This is a genomic window from Nocardia sp. NPDC050630, from assembly GCF_044457245.1.
GTDB lineage: Bacteria > Actinomycetota > Actinomycetes > Mycobacteriales > Mycobacteriaceae > Nocardia.
The window spans coordinates 59,892-74,332 of sequence record NZ_JBITGN010000012.1 but is presented as its reverse complement, the minus strand read 5'-3'; the positions used below and the strand labels follow the sequence as shown (position 1 = coordinate 74,332).

Annotated in this window: 15 protein-coding genes; 8 read left to right on the top strand and 7 right to left on the bottom strand. The window is 65.2% G+C overall.

Annotated features, from left to right (window positions below; all coding sequences use genetic code 11):
* Positions 1-12: 12 nt before the first annotated feature.
* Positions 13-888: an alpha/beta fold hydrolase gene (locus ACIBG0_RS27195; RefSeq protein ID WP_397035990.1), complete on the bottom strand. Its 876-nt coding sequence runs from the start codon at positions 886-888 to the stop codon at positions 13-15.
* 88 nt (positions 889-976) lie between these two features.
* Here ACIBG0_RS27195 and ACIBG0_RS27190 point away from each other — a divergent pair, with 88 nt between their 5' ends.
* Positions 977-1,534 carry a CGNR zinc finger domain-containing protein gene (locus ACIBG0_RS27190; protein WP_397035988.1) on the top strand — a complete coding sequence of 186 codons (558 nt, stop codon included), beginning with the start codon at positions 977-979 and terminating at the stop codon, positions 1,532-1,534.
* A 615-nt stretch (positions 1,535-2,149) separates the two neighbouring features.
* Positions 2,150-3,583: a molybdopterin-dependent oxidoreductase gene (locus ACIBG0_RS27185; RefSeq protein ID WP_397036247.1), complete on the top strand. Its 1,434-nt coding sequence runs from the start codon at positions 2,150-2,152 to the stop codon at positions 3,581-3,583.
* 84 nt (positions 3,584-3,667) lie between these two features.
* Here the strand turns inward: ACIBG0_RS27185 and ACIBG0_RS27180 are convergent, their stop codons facing one another.
* The 3 genes from ACIBG0_RS27180 to ACIBG0_RS27170 form a co-directional block, all read right to left on the bottom strand.
* Positions 3,668-5,149, bottom strand: coding sequence for a DHA2 family efflux MFS transporter permease subunit (locus ACIBG0_RS27180; protein WP_397035986.1), 1,482 nt, complete (start codon positions 5,147-5,149; stop codon positions 3,668-3,670).
* Between the two features lie 57 nt (positions 5,150-5,206).
* Complete coding sequence (locus tag ACIBG0_RS27175; RefSeq protein ID WP_397035985.1) at positions 5,207-5,899, bottom strand: PadR family transcriptional regulator; 693 nt, start codon at positions 5,897-5,899, stop codon at positions 5,207-5,209.
* Between the two features lie 218 nt (positions 5,900-6,117).
* Positions 6,118-7,152, bottom strand: a complete 1,035-nt coding sequence (locus ACIBG0_RS27170; RefSeq protein WP_397035983.1) for a glycine betaine ABC transporter substrate-binding protein — start codon at positions 7,150-7,152, stop codon at positions 6,118-6,120.
* Between the two features lie 75 nt (positions 7,153-7,227).
* On the opposite strand from ACIBG0_RS27170, the gene ACIBG0_RS27165 reads away from it, so the two are divergent.
* Genes ACIBG0_RS27165 through ACIBG0_RS27150 form a run of 4 tightly spaced genes read left to right on the top strand, consistent with a single transcriptional unit; the run spans position 7,228 to position 10,698 of the window.
* Complete coding sequence (locus ACIBG0_RS27165) at positions 7,228-8,160, top strand: ABC transporter substrate-binding protein (RefSeq protein ID WP_397036246.1); 933 nt, start codon at positions 7,228-7,230, stop codon at positions 8,158-8,160.
* Positions 8,121-9,317, top strand: coding sequence for an ABC transporter ATP-binding protein (locus ACIBG0_RS27160; protein ID WP_397035981.1), 1,197 nt, complete (start codon positions 8,121-8,123; stop codon positions 9,315-9,317). The genes ACIBG0_RS27165 and ACIBG0_RS27160 overlap by 40 nt, the downstream gene beginning before the upstream one ends.
* Complete coding sequence (locus tag ACIBG0_RS27155; RefSeq protein ID WP_397035979.1) at positions 9,314-9,976, top strand: ABC transporter permease; 663 nt, start codon at positions 9,314-9,316, stop codon at positions 9,974-9,976. The genes ACIBG0_RS27160 and ACIBG0_RS27155 overlap by 4 nt, the downstream gene beginning before the upstream one ends.
* Positions 9,973-10,698: an ABC transporter permease gene (locus ACIBG0_RS27150; protein WP_397035977.1), complete on the top strand. Its 726-nt coding sequence runs from the start codon at positions 9,973-9,975 to the stop codon at positions 10,696-10,698. Before ACIBG0_RS27155 ends, ACIBG0_RS27150 begins: the two co-directional genes overlap by 4 nt.
* Here the strand turns inward: ACIBG0_RS27150 and ACIBG0_RS27145 are convergent.
* Positions 10,689-11,126: a MarR family winged helix-turn-helix transcriptional regulator gene (locus ACIBG0_RS27145; protein ID WP_397035976.1), complete on the bottom strand. Its 438-nt coding sequence runs from the start codon at positions 11,124-11,126 to the stop codon at positions 10,689-10,691. The two genes, ACIBG0_RS27150 and ACIBG0_RS27145, sit on opposite strands and share 10 nt — an antisense overlap.
* 89 nt (positions 11,127-11,215) lie before the next feature.
* Here ACIBG0_RS27145 and ACIBG0_RS27140 point away from each other — a divergent pair, with 89 nt between their 5' ends.
* Positions 11,216-11,851 (top strand): maleylpyruvate isomerase family mycothiol-dependent enzyme, encoded by a 636-nt coding sequence (locus ACIBG0_RS27140; protein WP_397035974.1) that lies wholly within the window; start codon positions 11,216-11,218, stop codon positions 11,849-11,851.
* Positions 11,852-12,002: 151 nt separating this feature from the next.
* The gene (locus ACIBG0_RS27135; protein ID WP_397036244.1) at positions 12,003-12,419 is read left to right on the top strand and encodes a CBS domain-containing protein; all 417 of its coding nucleotides are present in this window, start codon (positions 12,003-12,005) and stop codon (positions 12,417-12,419) included.
* A 64-nt stretch (positions 12,420-12,483) separates the two neighbouring features.
* On the opposite strand, the gene ACIBG0_RS27130 is transcribed toward ACIBG0_RS27135, so the two are convergent.
* Complete coding sequence (locus tag ACIBG0_RS27130; RefSeq protein WP_397035973.1) at positions 12,484-13,680, bottom strand: NADP-dependent malic enzyme; 1,197 nt, start codon at positions 13,678-13,680, stop codon at positions 12,484-12,486.
* Positions 13,681-14,115: 435 nt separating this feature from the next.
* Positions 14,116-14,328 (bottom strand): hypothetical protein, encoded by a 213-nt coding sequence (locus ACIBG0_RS27125; protein WP_397035971.1) that lies wholly within the window; start codon positions 14,326-14,328, stop codon positions 14,116-14,118.
* Between the last annotated feature and the right edge of the window lie 113 nt (positions 14,329-14,441).

Below are 14,441 nucleotides of genomic sequence, written 5' to 3'. Positions count from 1 at the left end.
CGCCGAGGCCACTCACTGCCGCACAGTGCGAGCATCCAGAAACTCGGCGATCAATGGCGCGATCTCGGCCAGGTGCGTCTCCAACGCGAAGTGGCCCGTATCGAAGACGTGCAGTTCAGCGTCGGGGAGATCGGCGAGGTAGGCGTGCGCGCCGGGCTCCGGGAAGAAGGGGTCGTTCGCACCCCAGACGATGAGGGTGCGCGGCGTGTACTTGCGCAGCCACTGCTGCCATTCGGGGTAGGCGGCGACATTCGACTTGTAGTCGAAGGCGAGGGCTACCTGGGCCTGCTTGCGGCCGGGCAGGTCGAGGAAGTACTGATCGAGGATCCACGATTCTGGGCTGAGCACGGTCGGATCGGGGACGCCGTGCTCGTACTGACCGCGGGTGCCTTCCAGCGTGAGCAGGCCGCGAATGGTGTCTTCGGCTCCTTCGTCCTCGGGACGCAGCGCGGTGAAGTCGCGAGCGAGATCCGATAGACCGGCCTCGTAGGCATTGCCGTTCTGAACGATGAGGCCATTGATCCACTCAGGGTGGCGCGCCGCGACGCGGAAGCCGACCGGAGCGCCGAAGTCGAAGACATACATGGTGAATTCACGCAGTCCGAGCTGCGCTAGGAAACCTTCGACCACATCGGCCAGTCGGTCGAAGGAGTAGTCGAAATCGGCTGCTGCGGTGGTGTTTCCGAAGCCCGGATAGTCCGGGGCGATCAATCGGTACTGCGCGCCGAGCACATCGAACAGCCTGCGGAACTGGTGCGATGCCGACGGAAAACCGTGCAGCAGCAATAACACCGGCGCGTCCGCACGGTTCGGGGCCGATTCGCGGTAGTGGACTTCGACGCCGTCGACATCGATGTGGCGGTACTGGATGACTGGCAGCTCGATCATGTGCTCACATGCTTTCTATCTGTGATGTTGCATTAGTTCTAGCTGACGGTCTTCTAATGTGTCAACTGCTCGATGTACCATTAGCTTCATGAATGAAGCTCCGCTGGTCGGCGAGCCGCTGGCATTGGACCTGGTCAATACCCGGCCGACCGGTGTCGATCTGTTGGCGACCCCGGATGACCTGGCGAATTGGCTTGCGCTGCAGGCCGCGCGGTTTCCGGAGCTGGCGGTCGCACGTCCCACTTCCGCCGACCTGGCTGCCGTTCATGCGGTGCGCGACCAGATCAGCGCCGCCCTGGACGCACGGCTGCACGATCGCCGCCCGCCAGCCGATGCATTGCGCGGACTCAATGCCGCGCAGGCCGCCGCACCAGCGATCCGACAGCTGGAATGGGATGGCGATGCGGTGATCGCGATCCAGCGCCGCGATGGCACGGTCGCCGAGAGGCTGGCCGCAGTCTTGGCCGAAGCCGCCGCCGACCTGCTCGCCGATCCGTCGATCGGCAAGTTGAAGCGCTGCGAGGCCGACGACTGCGTTCTGCTGTTCCTGCCCGCTCACCCGCGCCGTCGCTGGTGCTCGGCCGAACGCTGTGGAAACCGGGTCCGTGTCGCCCGCTACTACCAGCGGCACAAGTCCGTGGACTGACGTGCACGTCACCGAATGGTCATACTCCCCGAGCGCACCCGGCAGTAGGCTCGGACCATGGCTGAACTGCGCTTTCGGGTGGCGGCGGGCATTGTCGCCGCCGGTCTGGCACTCGGCGTCGCCGAGTTGGTTGCCGCCTTCATCGGCCCCGACAGCGCTCCACCGAACGCTCTCGGCTCGACTGTCATCGACCACACGCCGGACGGCGTGCGCGAACGGGTCATCCAAACCTTCGGCACCAATGACAAGACCCTGTTGTTCGTCTGCATGGCGCTCGTGGCCGTGCTGGTCGCCGGATTCATTGGAGTCATCGAACGAACCGACCGCCCTCGCGGATCGTGGCTGCTGGGCGCTCTCGGTCTGCTCACCGCGGCCATCGTCTTCGAACGCGCCGGATTGTCCGCCGCCTGGCCGACCGTAATCGGCGTCGCCGCAGGCATTTACGCCCTGCGCGCCCTAACATCCCGAATAGACGATGCAGTCGCGGCCGCGCCGACTCCCGGCCAAGTCCACACCGCATCCGGCGAGGACACAGCGAGTCGGCGCCAGACCGCGACCCCGAGTTCAGTCGGGTCCGAAACGCCGAAAACCGCTGCCACCGAGGCCGACTCCAGCATATCGGCCGCGCCGACAACGACCACACCCGGTGAGCAAGCGGTTGGCAGCGCGACAGCATCGTCATCGGAAACTCCCGCTGGCCACCGCGCCTCGTCCGAGCAAGGCGCGCCGGAGATACCCGCAACCGGTGCTGCCTCCGCGGACGAACAAGCGTCGAGCAGCACCGCTGCGCCAAACAACACCGCAGCGTCGGCGCCGGAAACGTCGGCTGAGCAGGCTCCAGGTGCTGGCCGGCAAACAGCCGATCGCACCCGGGTTCCACAGGCGAGCGCTACGGAGGCGGCGCCGGGGGTTCCCCCGGCCAGTTCTATCTCAGCGACCGAGAGCGAACCTGTGGTCGACGCGGCGGATTCTGCCGGGGGTCCTCAGCGACGACAGGTGTTGCGGGGCATCGCGGTCGCGGGTGGACTGGCGCTGCTCAGCGGAGTGGGCGGTCGCCTGATCGGAGCGCGGCGGCGCGATGTCTCCGGGGAGCGGGCAGCGATTCAGCTGCCGGAACCGAGTGGACCGACGGTGGCGCTCGCACCCGACGCGGATTTGAAATTGCCGGGGCTGACGCCATACCTGACGTCCAATAGCGACTTCTATCGGATCGACACCGCGCTGATCCTCCCGCAGGTATCAGTTGACGATTGGTCCTTGCGCATCCACGGAATGGTCGATCGCGAAATCCAGCTCAGCTGGGACGATCTCGCCAAACGCACGCCGGTCGAGAAGCTGGTGACGCTGGCCTGTGTTTCGAATCCGGTCGGCGGCGATCTGATCGGCAATGCAAGCTGGCGCGGCTACCGCTTGGACGAACTGCTCGCCGAGGCCGGCCCGCATCCGGACGCCGATATGGTCCTTTCGCACAGCATCGACGGTTTCACCGCGGGCAGCCCGCTTGCCGTACTCACCGACGGCCGCGATGCGCTGCTCGCCGTCGGCATGAACGGCGAACCCCTTCCCGTCGCACACGGCTATCCGGCCCGCCTGGTGGTTCCCGGCCTCTACGGATATGTCTCCGCCACCAAATGGGTGACCGAACTGGAGATCACCCGCTTCGACCGCGCCACCGCCTACTGGACCCGCCGCGGCTGGTCCGCCTACGGCCCCATCAAAACCGGCACCCGCATCGACACCCCGCGCGCTCGCGCCAAACTTCAACCGGGCAGCACCGCCATTGCCGGCGTCACCTGGGCCCAACATCGCGGCATCCGAGCCGTCGAAGTCCAAATCGACAACGGCCCATGGCAACCCGCCCGCCTGTCCACCGAACAATCCATCGACACCTGGCGTCAATGGGTCTACGACTGGAATGCCACCCCCGGCTCGCACACCATCCGCGCCCGCGCCACCGACGGCACCGGCGAAACCCAAACCGAAGCCCGCGCCTCGGTAGTTCCCGACGGCGCCACCGGCTACCCTTCGACCACTGTCACCGTCGGCTGAGTCCGATCACTTCGACGGCGCCCCACCAGTACGAGCGCGATGCGCCCTGCGGACTGATCGGCCGCAGGGCGCACTATCGACGACTCAGACGCCGACGGTATCGGCCTTGGCCAGGTCGGTCTTCGGGCCGGATACGGCGGATTGGCCGTGGCGGATGAACAGGGCCGAGGCGATTACGCCGACCACCAGGATGCCCGCGGGAAGCAGGACGGCTTGGCCGAGAGCGGTACTGAAGGCATCCTTGACGAATTCGGGGATGGGGCGTTGGCCCGCACCGCCTTCGGAGATCTTGCCACCGCCGAGGCCATTGGCGCTCATGCGGGCCGCGACCAGGGCGCTGATCGCGGCGCTACCGAGGACCGAGCCCACTTGGCGGGTGGTGTTGTAGACGCCGGCGCCCGCACCGGCCTGCTGGATCGGCAGGTTGTGCGTAGCGGTGGAAGCCAGTGGCGCCCAGATGCAAGCGTTGGCGAAACCCGCAAGCGCGGCCGAGAGCAGGAACCACACCAGTGCGGAATCCGGCGTCATCAGTGCCGAGAACCAGAAGATCGAGACCGAGAATCCGATGAATCCGATGGTCGGCACGAGACGCGGGTGCAGTTTGTCGGAGACCTTGCCGACGATCGGTGCGAAAACGCCGGTGACGATCGCCATCGGTGCGAATACCAAGGCGGACTTGGTCGGTGACATCTCCCGCACCGCCTGCAGGTAGAAGTAGGACGGCACCATAAACGAGGTGACGGCGGCACCCATGGCCGCGATGGCCACATTCGACAGCGCGAAGTTGCGCTCACGGAAAAGTCCCAACGGCAGCAGCGGCTCGCCGGTATTGCGCGCCTGATTCACCAGGAAGACCGCGAGCACGACGACACCCGCGCCGATCATCAGCCAGATGCGCAGCGACCAGTCGTAGGTATTGCCCTCCTGGATACCGAAGACCAGCAGGAACAGTCCGATTCCGCTGAGCACGACACCCGGGATATCGAACTTGTGCTCATTCGTCGGCAGTGCCGGAACCAACCAGACCGCGAGCGCGAAGGCAACGATGCCGACCGGCACATTGACGATGAAGATCCACTCCCAGCCGAGCCCGTCGACCAGCACACCGCCGAGGATGGGACCGACGAGCGTGGCGAGACCGGCGACACCGCCCCACAGACCCATGGCCGCACCGCGCTTATCCGGCGGGAAGGTCCTGGTGATCACCGCCATGGTCTGCGGCGTCATCAGCGCGGCGCCGAGACCCTGTACGGCCCGCGCGGCGATCAGCATGGTGATCGATCCGGATAGACCGCACCACAACGAGGCGGCGGTGAACACGGCCAGACCGACCAGGTACAGATTCTTGGGCCCGTAACGATCACCGAGCCGACCGGTGACCAGCAGCGGCACCGCATATGTCAGCAGATACGCGCTGGTCACCCAGATGACCTGGGAGATGTCGGCTTGCAGATCCGTCATGATCGCCGGATTGGCGACCGCGACGATCGTCATATCCAGCAGAATCATGAAGAAGCCGACGACCAGCGCGAACAGCGCCAGCCACGGATTGCGTTGAGTGGTCATGGATTTGGTTCCTATCTCGGATGTCTGTACCGGAGGCCGTGCGCACACCGGTACTCATCAGGGCGGTGACGCGCTGGTCTCGTTCCAGCGGCGCGGCACCGGGGGTGGTTCGGAACGGTCCTGGTCGGACCAGGGGTGCTGATGTTCGGTTATGCGGACGCCGGTGGCCGGGTCGAATTCGTCCCACTCCATTTCGCCGCTGTCGAGTTCGGTGATGAGGTTCTGGACCCACGCGATTTCGGCCGCGATAGTGGCCTGCAGATACGGGAGCACGAGCCAGTAGCGACGCGGCACGGCGTGCATCCCCGCCCACCGGCTCATCATCTCGACGTCGGCGAGGTCCTGCGCCAATCGCTCGACCCGCTCTCGCAATAGCGCGAGCACATCCGGCGCTGGCAGGTTGTGCGCCTCATTGAGCGCGACCGGGAACATCGGATACTCGCGCCCGGGATTGCGCAGGATCTCGGCGATCCGGGAACGCAATGTTTCCCGGCCACTTTCGGTGATCCGGTAGGTGGTGCGCTCCGGCCGATTCCCGTCCCGGTCGACCCCCTCGGCCCGTACCAATCCTTGGTCGGACAACCGCGTCACCGTGTGATACAGCGAGCCCGGCCGCAGCTTCACCAGCATGTCCTCCCGGCGCGCGATCAGCAGCTGATACGCCTCGTAAGGATGCATTGGCCGCTCTTCGAGCAGCGCGAGCACGGCGATCGCCAATGGCGTCACCCCTGGGCGCGCGTGCTGCCCCATTTCGGTCACCTCCTGCACAACACTCGCAGATGCGAGATCGAATCCCCGGGAGCACGGTAGCTGCGGCCACCGACATACTCCACATCAAATACTCCACATGGAATATACGGTGCGGAACAGTCCACCCACAAGACCGTGACTTCGAACGGAATTGTGATCGGCGACATAGCAAACGGCCCGAGCGCGAACCCGCTCGGGCCGTCGTGACCAGGGACTTTCTAGAGCGCGTGGTTGTCCAGCCAGGTGCGTGCCACCTCGGTGGTAGCGGCACCTTCGCCGACCTTGCGGGTCATCTCCGCCAAGTCATCTGTGGTGAGCTCACCCGAGACGTAGTTCAGCTTCTTGATCTGCCGATCGTCGAGCAGACCCTTGCGATACACCGCGAGCACGTTCTCGGCCCGCACCGCGTAGTCGTTATCGGCGAGCACGGTCAGCCCATCGGTCGCACCGGGGACCAGCGCGGGCGGCCCGGCCAGGATTCCGGCCTGGATTTCGCCGTCCAGCAATGCCTTTCGCAGCGCCGTCGCATCGGGATAGGGCCTGGTAGCAGCGAAGTCACAACCGGAAATCCGCACGGGCCCCGCCGTTTGCACCACACCGGGTACCGGTGCCACCCCGGCCTGGATTTCGCCACACCGGGGTGCCAGAGCGCCGAGCGACCGGACGTCCTTGCCCGCGGCTTCGGTCAGCAGCACCCGAGCCCGCATATCCGTGCCGTCGGCCGGATCGGAGACCGCGAGCCCCTCCGGTAGCGACCGGTTCAACTCCTCGGTCACCGACAGCCGAACCGGTGCGGACTTGTCCGCCTTATCGGTCGTCACCTCGGGCTCGAGCGCTCGCGCATCGGGATTCAGGAAGGTGAGCAGTTCGCCGCTGTGGTCGCCGACCACCGTCACCGTGCCCGCGTCCAATGCGGCCAGATAGTCCGCCCGACTACCGAGATCGGCGGTGACCGAGGTGCGCGCACCGGTCCGCGCCAACGCGCCCGCATAGATTTGCGCAAGGAGATTTGATTCCATCGAATCGCCCGCGCCGACCGCTATTGTCGGGCCCGGATTGTCACTTTCGCAGGAAACTGCCAGCCCGAGGGCCGTGACAACCACGACCCGCGCCAGCATCCGCCTCGACGCGGCCAACCCCATCCGGCGACACCAACCTTCGGTAGTGAACAGGAACTGCATGCAGCGGGCAATATGAACAACCAGAATGTACCGGGTGGCCGTGCGCGCACGGCTGCTCGGATCGCTCGTCATGCCGGAAGGACTCCAGTGAAAACCACGATCAACCCCGATGCCGCGCGGCACGGGCGGTTCGCGCTGCGGCTGACGCTGCGCGCCGCCCGCATTCTCGTCGCCGCCGCGGCACTGGCCGCCGCCATGATCCTGTCCGCCTGTGGTAACTCCGATCCGCTTGCGGCCAAGGGCAATTGCGAGGGTGACGGGCTGACCGTCGGCTCTGCGAACTTCCCGGAATCGGAAACAGTCGCGAATATCTATGCGGAAGTGTTGCGCGTCAACGGATTCAATGTCGACACCAAACTCGATATCGGTAGCCGGGAAGCCTATATCCCGGCACTGCGCCAGTGCGCGATCTCGGTAATTCCGGAATACAACGGCAACCTGCTGCAGTACCTGGACAAGAACGCCACCGCGACCAGTTCGACCGATATCGACGCGGCACTCACCAAGGCGCTGGGTTCCGATCTCGCTGTCGGCACCCCGGCCCCGGGCCAGGACTCGGACGCGGTCGTGGTCACCAAGGCCACCGCAGAGCGCTGGAACCTGCACAGCATCGCCGATCTGGCGACACATTCGGCCGAGGTGAAATTCGGAGCGCCCGCCGAATTCCAGGAGCGCGCCGGCGGTCTGCCCGGTCTGAAGAAGAACTACAACCTGGATATCGCCGCCAACAACTTCGTGCCGATCGCCGACGGCGGCGGGCCCGCGACGGTGCGCGCGCTGGTGGAAGGCACGGTTACCGCGGCCAATATCTTCACCACCTCCCCCGCGATCGCGCAGAACAATCTGGTGGTGCTGGAGGATCCGAAGCACAACTTCCCCGCCCAGAATGTGGTGCCGCTGTTCAACTCCGCCAAGAAGACCGATAAAGCACTCGCCGCGCTCAATGCCGTCTCGGCGAAACTCACCACCGATGAACTGCTCGAGCTCAACGAGGCGGTCTCCGGCAGCAGCAAGACCGAGCCCAAGGCCGCAGCACAGCAATGGGTTACCGCCCAGGGGTTGAACAAGCCCACCGGGTAGGAGCCAGCGTGTCCGATATCGAATTCAGCCATATCAGCAAGACCTATCCCGACGGCACGCATGCCGTCTCCGAACTCGATCTGCGCATCGAATCCGGCTCGTTCACGGTCTTCGTCGGACCATCGGGTTGCGGTAAGACCACCTCGATGCGCATGATCAACCGGATGATCACGCCCAGTTCGGGCACCATCACCGTTGGCGGCGCGGACATTTCGACGGTGAATCCGGTCGAGCTGCGGCTCGGTATCGGATACGTGATCCAGAGCGCCGGACTCCTCCCGCACCGAACGGTCGTCGACAACGTCGCGACAGTGCCTGTGCTGCAAGGGGTTCGGCGACGAGCGGCCCGCGCGGCCGCACTAGAGGTGCTGGACCGGGTCGGGTTGGACCGATCGCTGGCCAACCGGTATCCCGCCCAACTCTCCGGCGGACAGCAGCAGCGTGTCGGCGTGGCCAGGGCGCTGGCCGCCGACCCGCCGGTGCTGTTGATGGACGAACCGTTCAGTGCGGTCGATCCGGTGGTGCGCGAGGAGTTGCAGGCCGAAATGCTGCGGCTGCAAGCCGAACTGCACAAAACCATCGTCTTCGTCACCCATGACATCGATGAGGCGGTGAAACTCGGCGACCGGATCGCGGTATTCGGACCGGGCGGCGTCCTCCAGCAGTACGACGAACCTCAGCGCGTACTCGCCGCGCCCGCAACCGATTTCGTAGCGGGCTTCGTCGGACGTGATCGCGGCTATCGCGCACTGTCGTTCCGCAACGCGGATAGCTTGACACTGCACGATATTCACACCGCAACCGAACCCGAACTCGCCGAATTGCGCCTGGACCGGGGCGAATGGGTGTTGGTGGTCACCGATTCCGGTGTTCCGCGCGGCTGGATCGATGTCACCGGTGTGGAGAGCATCCGGGCCGGAAGAGCATTGCACGACAGCATCGCCGCAGGTGGATCACTATTTCCGCCCGACGGCGATCTGCGGCAGGCGCTGGACGCGGCGATTTCCTCGCCGTCGGGAATCGGTGTCGCCGTTGACGATTCCGGTGCGGCCCGTGGTGGAATCCGGGCTCCCGAGGTACTCGAGCAACTCGCCGGACAGCGCACGCTCGAGGACGACGAGCGCAATCGGCACTTCTTCGAAACCGAAAACGCATGAACTATCTGATCGACAACTTCTCCGAGATCATGGGTTTCACCAGAACCCACCTGTATCTCGCATTGGTGCCGCTACTGCTCGGGCTGATCATCGCGATTCCTGTGGGCGCGTTGGTGCGTCGAATCTCCTGGCTGCGGCGCGTCACAGTGACGGTGGCCAGCTTGTCGTACACCATTCCGTCGCTGGCCCTGTTCGTGATCATTCCGCCGCTGGCCGGAATTTCGACCATCGATCCGCTGAACGTGATCATCGCGCTCACCGTGTATTCGACCGCATTGCTGGTGATCGCCGTGCCGACGGCGCTGGATTCGGTCTCACCCACCGTCATCGATGCCGCCGACGCGGTGGGCTTCAGTTCGCTGCGGCGCACCGTGACCGTCGATATGCCGTTGGCCATACCGGTTTTCGTCTCCAGCCTGCGCGTGGTGGTGGTCACCAATATCGCCATGGTTTCGGTCGGCGCGCTGATCGGTGTCGGTGGGCTCGGTAAACTCTTCACCCAGGGCTATCAGCGCGACTATCCGGACGAAATCATCGCCGGCATCATCGTGACGCTCGCGCTGGCCCTGATCTTCGACCGCTTGGTGTATGTCATCGGACGCTGGGCGACCCCGTGGACGCGCGCGGACGCCAGGACAGCGAAAGGTGCTGCGGCATGAATCTTTTCATCGATGCCTGGCACTACTTCACCGACGGCGCGAACTGGACCGGCCCGGCGGGTATCCAACATCGCATCGCCGAACACCTCTGGTACAGCTTCCTGACCGTCGTGGTATCCGCAGCGGTCGCGGTCCCACTGGGGCTGGTAATCGGACATACCCGTCGCGGTGCCGCGGTGCTGGTCGGATTCGCCAATGCCATGCGCGCCCTGCCCACCCTCGGCCTGCTCACCTTCCTGGTGCTCGGCCTCGGACTCGGCCTGATTCCGCCCCTGCTCGCACTCGTCACGGTCGGGATTCCGCCGCTACTGGCCGGTGCTTACGCCGGGATCGCCAATGTCCCAGCCGATGTCGTGGACGCCTCGCGCGCCATGGGCATGACCGAGCGCCAGATCCTGTTCCGCGTCGAGGTGCCCAACGCGCTGCCGATCCTGCTCACCGGCCTGCGCGGAGCAACCCTGCAGGTCATCGCCACCGCCACCATTGCCGCCTTCGTCAACCTGGGCGGTCTCGGCCGCTACATCTTCGACGGCATCGCCATCTACCGCTACGACCGCGTCCTCGTGGGCGCACTGCTGGTCGCGGTCCTCGCCATGGTCATGGACGGCCTGCTGGCTTTCGCGGTCTGGGCCAGCGTCCCCGGCACGGGCCGCCTGCGCCGCAGCTCTCAGCTGCCCGTCACCGCCGCCGGAATCCAGCAGACCTCGAGCTCTCAGGCATAGGGATCGGTGATCTCGCGCAGCCGAGCCATAATGTCGCGCAGCTGCCGCATGCGCTGCGCACCGAGGTGCGTCGCCCACTCGGCCTCGATCCGGTCGGCGACGGAGTTGGCGTACGCCGCCATCTTCACCCCGCGTTCGGACAGCACGACCAACCGAGCTCGACCATCGCTCGGGTCCGGTACCCGCCGCACATATCCGGCGCGTTCGAGCTGATCGACCAGGAATCCGGCGGTTTGCTTGGTGACCTGGGCCTGCTCGGCCAACTCGGTCACGCGGCTGCCATCGGCGCCGATGCGCGCCGCGAGCCGTCCCTGCGCGACGGTGACGTCGTCGTATCCGGACTCGGCCAAGTCGGCGAAGATCCGGTCCTCCATCGATCGGTAGGCAATGAACATCAGCAGGCCCACATTCATCTCGCCGTCGGCCATCCCACTCCTTGACATTAGCCAGGTAATCTTACTACATTAATAAGTCTATCTGACCAATCTTATGCGAGGTGCGAACCCGGGAGCGCACGATGGACCGCGAAACCTGCTGGCAGACCATCGAACAGCAGCGGCGCGCGATTGCCGACCTGCTGGCTGAACTCTCAGCCAACGAATGGGAAATGCCGTCGTTGTGCGCGGGCTGGCGAGTCCGGGAGGTCGCCGCACATATCGCACTGACACCGCAGCCCCCGCCGATCGGCGTCATGCTCGCCAGCGGGATCCGCGCACGCGGCAACTACAACCGCTTTATTGATGATCTCACCAGGCGCTACGCGAAACATCCAACCACAGAACTCGTTTCGGCGATCCGTGACGACGCGGGCTCTCGCGAGCTGCCCAAGCTCACCAACTATCGCAATATCCTGTTCGACACCATGGTGCACGGCCAGGACATCGCGATACCGCTCGCCCGCACGGTCGATATCGAACCAGCGGCCGCAGCCGCCGCGGCCGCACATGCGGTAACCATCGGATGGCCGGTGTGGGATAAACACCGCATCGACGGAGTCCGCTTGGTCGCCTCCGACGTCGACTGGAGCCACGGCAGCGGACCCGAGATCCTCGGCCCGATCACCGCGCTTTTACTCCTGGTTACCGGCCGCACGGCAGCAATTGACCTGCTCACCGGCGACGGCGTCGCGTCGATGACGGCTCGCCTTCGCTGACCGTCCAGGCATTGACCAATGATGTGACATGGGTCACGATGTGACGTGGCCGCAGAAGTTTGCTTCGCGGATGCTCGACCCACGATCGCGGAGTCGAATTCTGCGGGATCACTCATCCGAGACCAGGAGGCGTACCGTGAACAGTCGCTCTATGAAGGCGCGCGACATCATGCACGAAAACGCGGAGTGGATCCCCGCCGACGAAACGCTGGATCGGGCCGCGCAGATGATGCGCAGGCTGGATATCGGCGCATTGCCGATCGGCAGCGACGACCGTCTCGTCGGCATGCTGACCGATCGCGACATCGTCGTGAAATGCATTGCGATGGGCCATGATCCGAGCAAGGTCCGGGCCGGGGATCTGGCCGAGGGCACCCCGCGCTGGATATCGGCCGATGCCGATGTCCGCCAAGTGCTGGACATGATGGAGCACGACCGGATCAAACGACTGCCGGTGATCGACGACAAGAAGCGACTCGTCGGCATGATCTGCGAATCCGATATCGCCAAGAACCTCAGCGATGCCGAAATCGCGGAATTCGTTTCGGCGGTCTTCGTTCCGCACTGATTCAGCCGCAGCACGCAATACGGGGCTGCTCACCCGGTGAGCAGCCCCGTATTTGCGGGTCGAATTACGCGACGCCCTCCGCGCGAGCCGCGGCGGCCACGGCCTCGGCCACGGCCGGAGCGACCCGCGGGTCGAGCGGGCTCGGCACGATCTTGTCCGGGGCGATCTCATCGGCGACCACGCTGAGGATGGCATCGGCGGCGGCGATTTTCATGCCCTCGGTGATGCGGCGCGCGCCCGCGTCCAGCGCACCCTTGAAGACGCCGGGGAACGCGAGGACATTGTTGATCTGGTTCGGGAAGTCGCTGCGCCCGGTGGCCACGATCGCGGCGTACTTGTGCGCGACCTCGGGGTGGATCTCCGGGTTCGGGTTCGACATCGCGAACACGATCGACTCCGGCGCCATCGAGGCGATCAGTTCCTCGGCGATGGTGCCCGCGGAGAGTCCGAGGAACACATCGGCACCGGCGAGCGCCTCGGCCGCACCACCGGCGAGCCCGCGCGGGTTGGTGCGCTGCGCCAGTTCTGCCTTCACCGCATTGAGATCGCCGCGCTCGATGTTGACGATGCCCTTCGAATCGAGCACGACAACGTCCTTGACGCCCGCGGCGAGCAGGATATTCGTGCACGCCACACCGGCCGCACCTGCGCCGGACACCACGACCTTCATGTCATCGATGGCACGATCCTGCACTTTGGCCGCGCCGTTGAGGGCGGCGAGTACCACGATGGCGGTGCCGTGCTGGTCGTCGTGCATGACCGGGCAATCCAGGGCCTCGATGAGCCGCTGCTCGATCTCGAAGCAGCGCGGCGCCGAGATGTCCTCCAGGTTCACCGCACCGAAGCTCGGGCGCAGCCGGATGATGGTCTCGACGATCTCGTCGACGTCCTTGGTGTCCAGGACGATCGGGATCGAGTTCAGTCCGGCGAACTTCTTGAACAGCGCCGCCTTGCCCTCCATCACGGGCAGCGAGCCGCGCGGACCGATGTCGCCGAGCCCGAGCACCGCGGTGCCGTCACTGACCACCACGACGAGCCGGTCGGTCCAGGTGTAGCGCTTGCACAGCGCCGCATCCTCCGCGATGGCCAGGCTGACCTTCGCGACACCGGGGGTGTAGGCGATGGAAAGGTCGCGTTGGGTCTCCAGCGGTGCGGTGAGTTCGACCGAGAGCTTGCCGCCTAGGTGGCCCGCGAAAATTTCTTCTTGGGTGATTTCTGAAAGGCTTGCGGTGGCATTCGCTGCGTCAGTCACAGGTGACACGATTTCACTCCTGATCGGGTCGGACAAGCCGGGGAACGGGTTACCGCCGGGTAATGGGTATTAGGTATTTCACACGCTCATCGAGTGCGCTGACCGGGACGTTTCGTGTCGTAAACAATCGTCGGAAATCCGACGATCCGATATCCAAACGTGGCGCGGCACTGATCCGCAGAGCGAGAGCCGGACGGGTGTGTCCGTGTAGAAATGCGGGGGGATCCTCGAGTCGCGACGGTGCGTCGCGAGGCGGTGATCGCCGTTGTTCCCGAACCCGGCGGTGGCGTAGGCGGGAATCCGCAACATTCTGCCAGCCGAGCGGACGCATTGCCAAACCGGCGTGTCGTATCCCGGTCCAGCGTCATCTTTCGAGGGTAGGGCGCGGGAATTACCAGGGGGTAAGCAGAAACTCGCAGTTCGGCAGCGGTATCCGGTGAGCTGTCACATCGGCAGCGGATCGGCCGCGGTGAGCTCCGGCGCGGGCATCGTATCCGCAACTGTCTGCCGTGCGGCCGAGTCTATCCACACCGTTTCGAGTCCGCCGCAGGTCAGCCGCACCCGCCGATCGGTCGCTGGGCCAGGATGATCGGTGCGTCGGTGCATACCCCGGCTCTCCGTGCGCGCGAGCGCACTGTATTTGGTCCAGCGCGCCACCGCCAGCAGCGCCGCCGCCTGTCTGGCCCGCAACCGGTCCGCCCCGAAGCCGCCGAGGTCAATTCGGCGCCCGGCCACATGGCATCGAGTTCGCCGATGCTGTCGCGCAAACT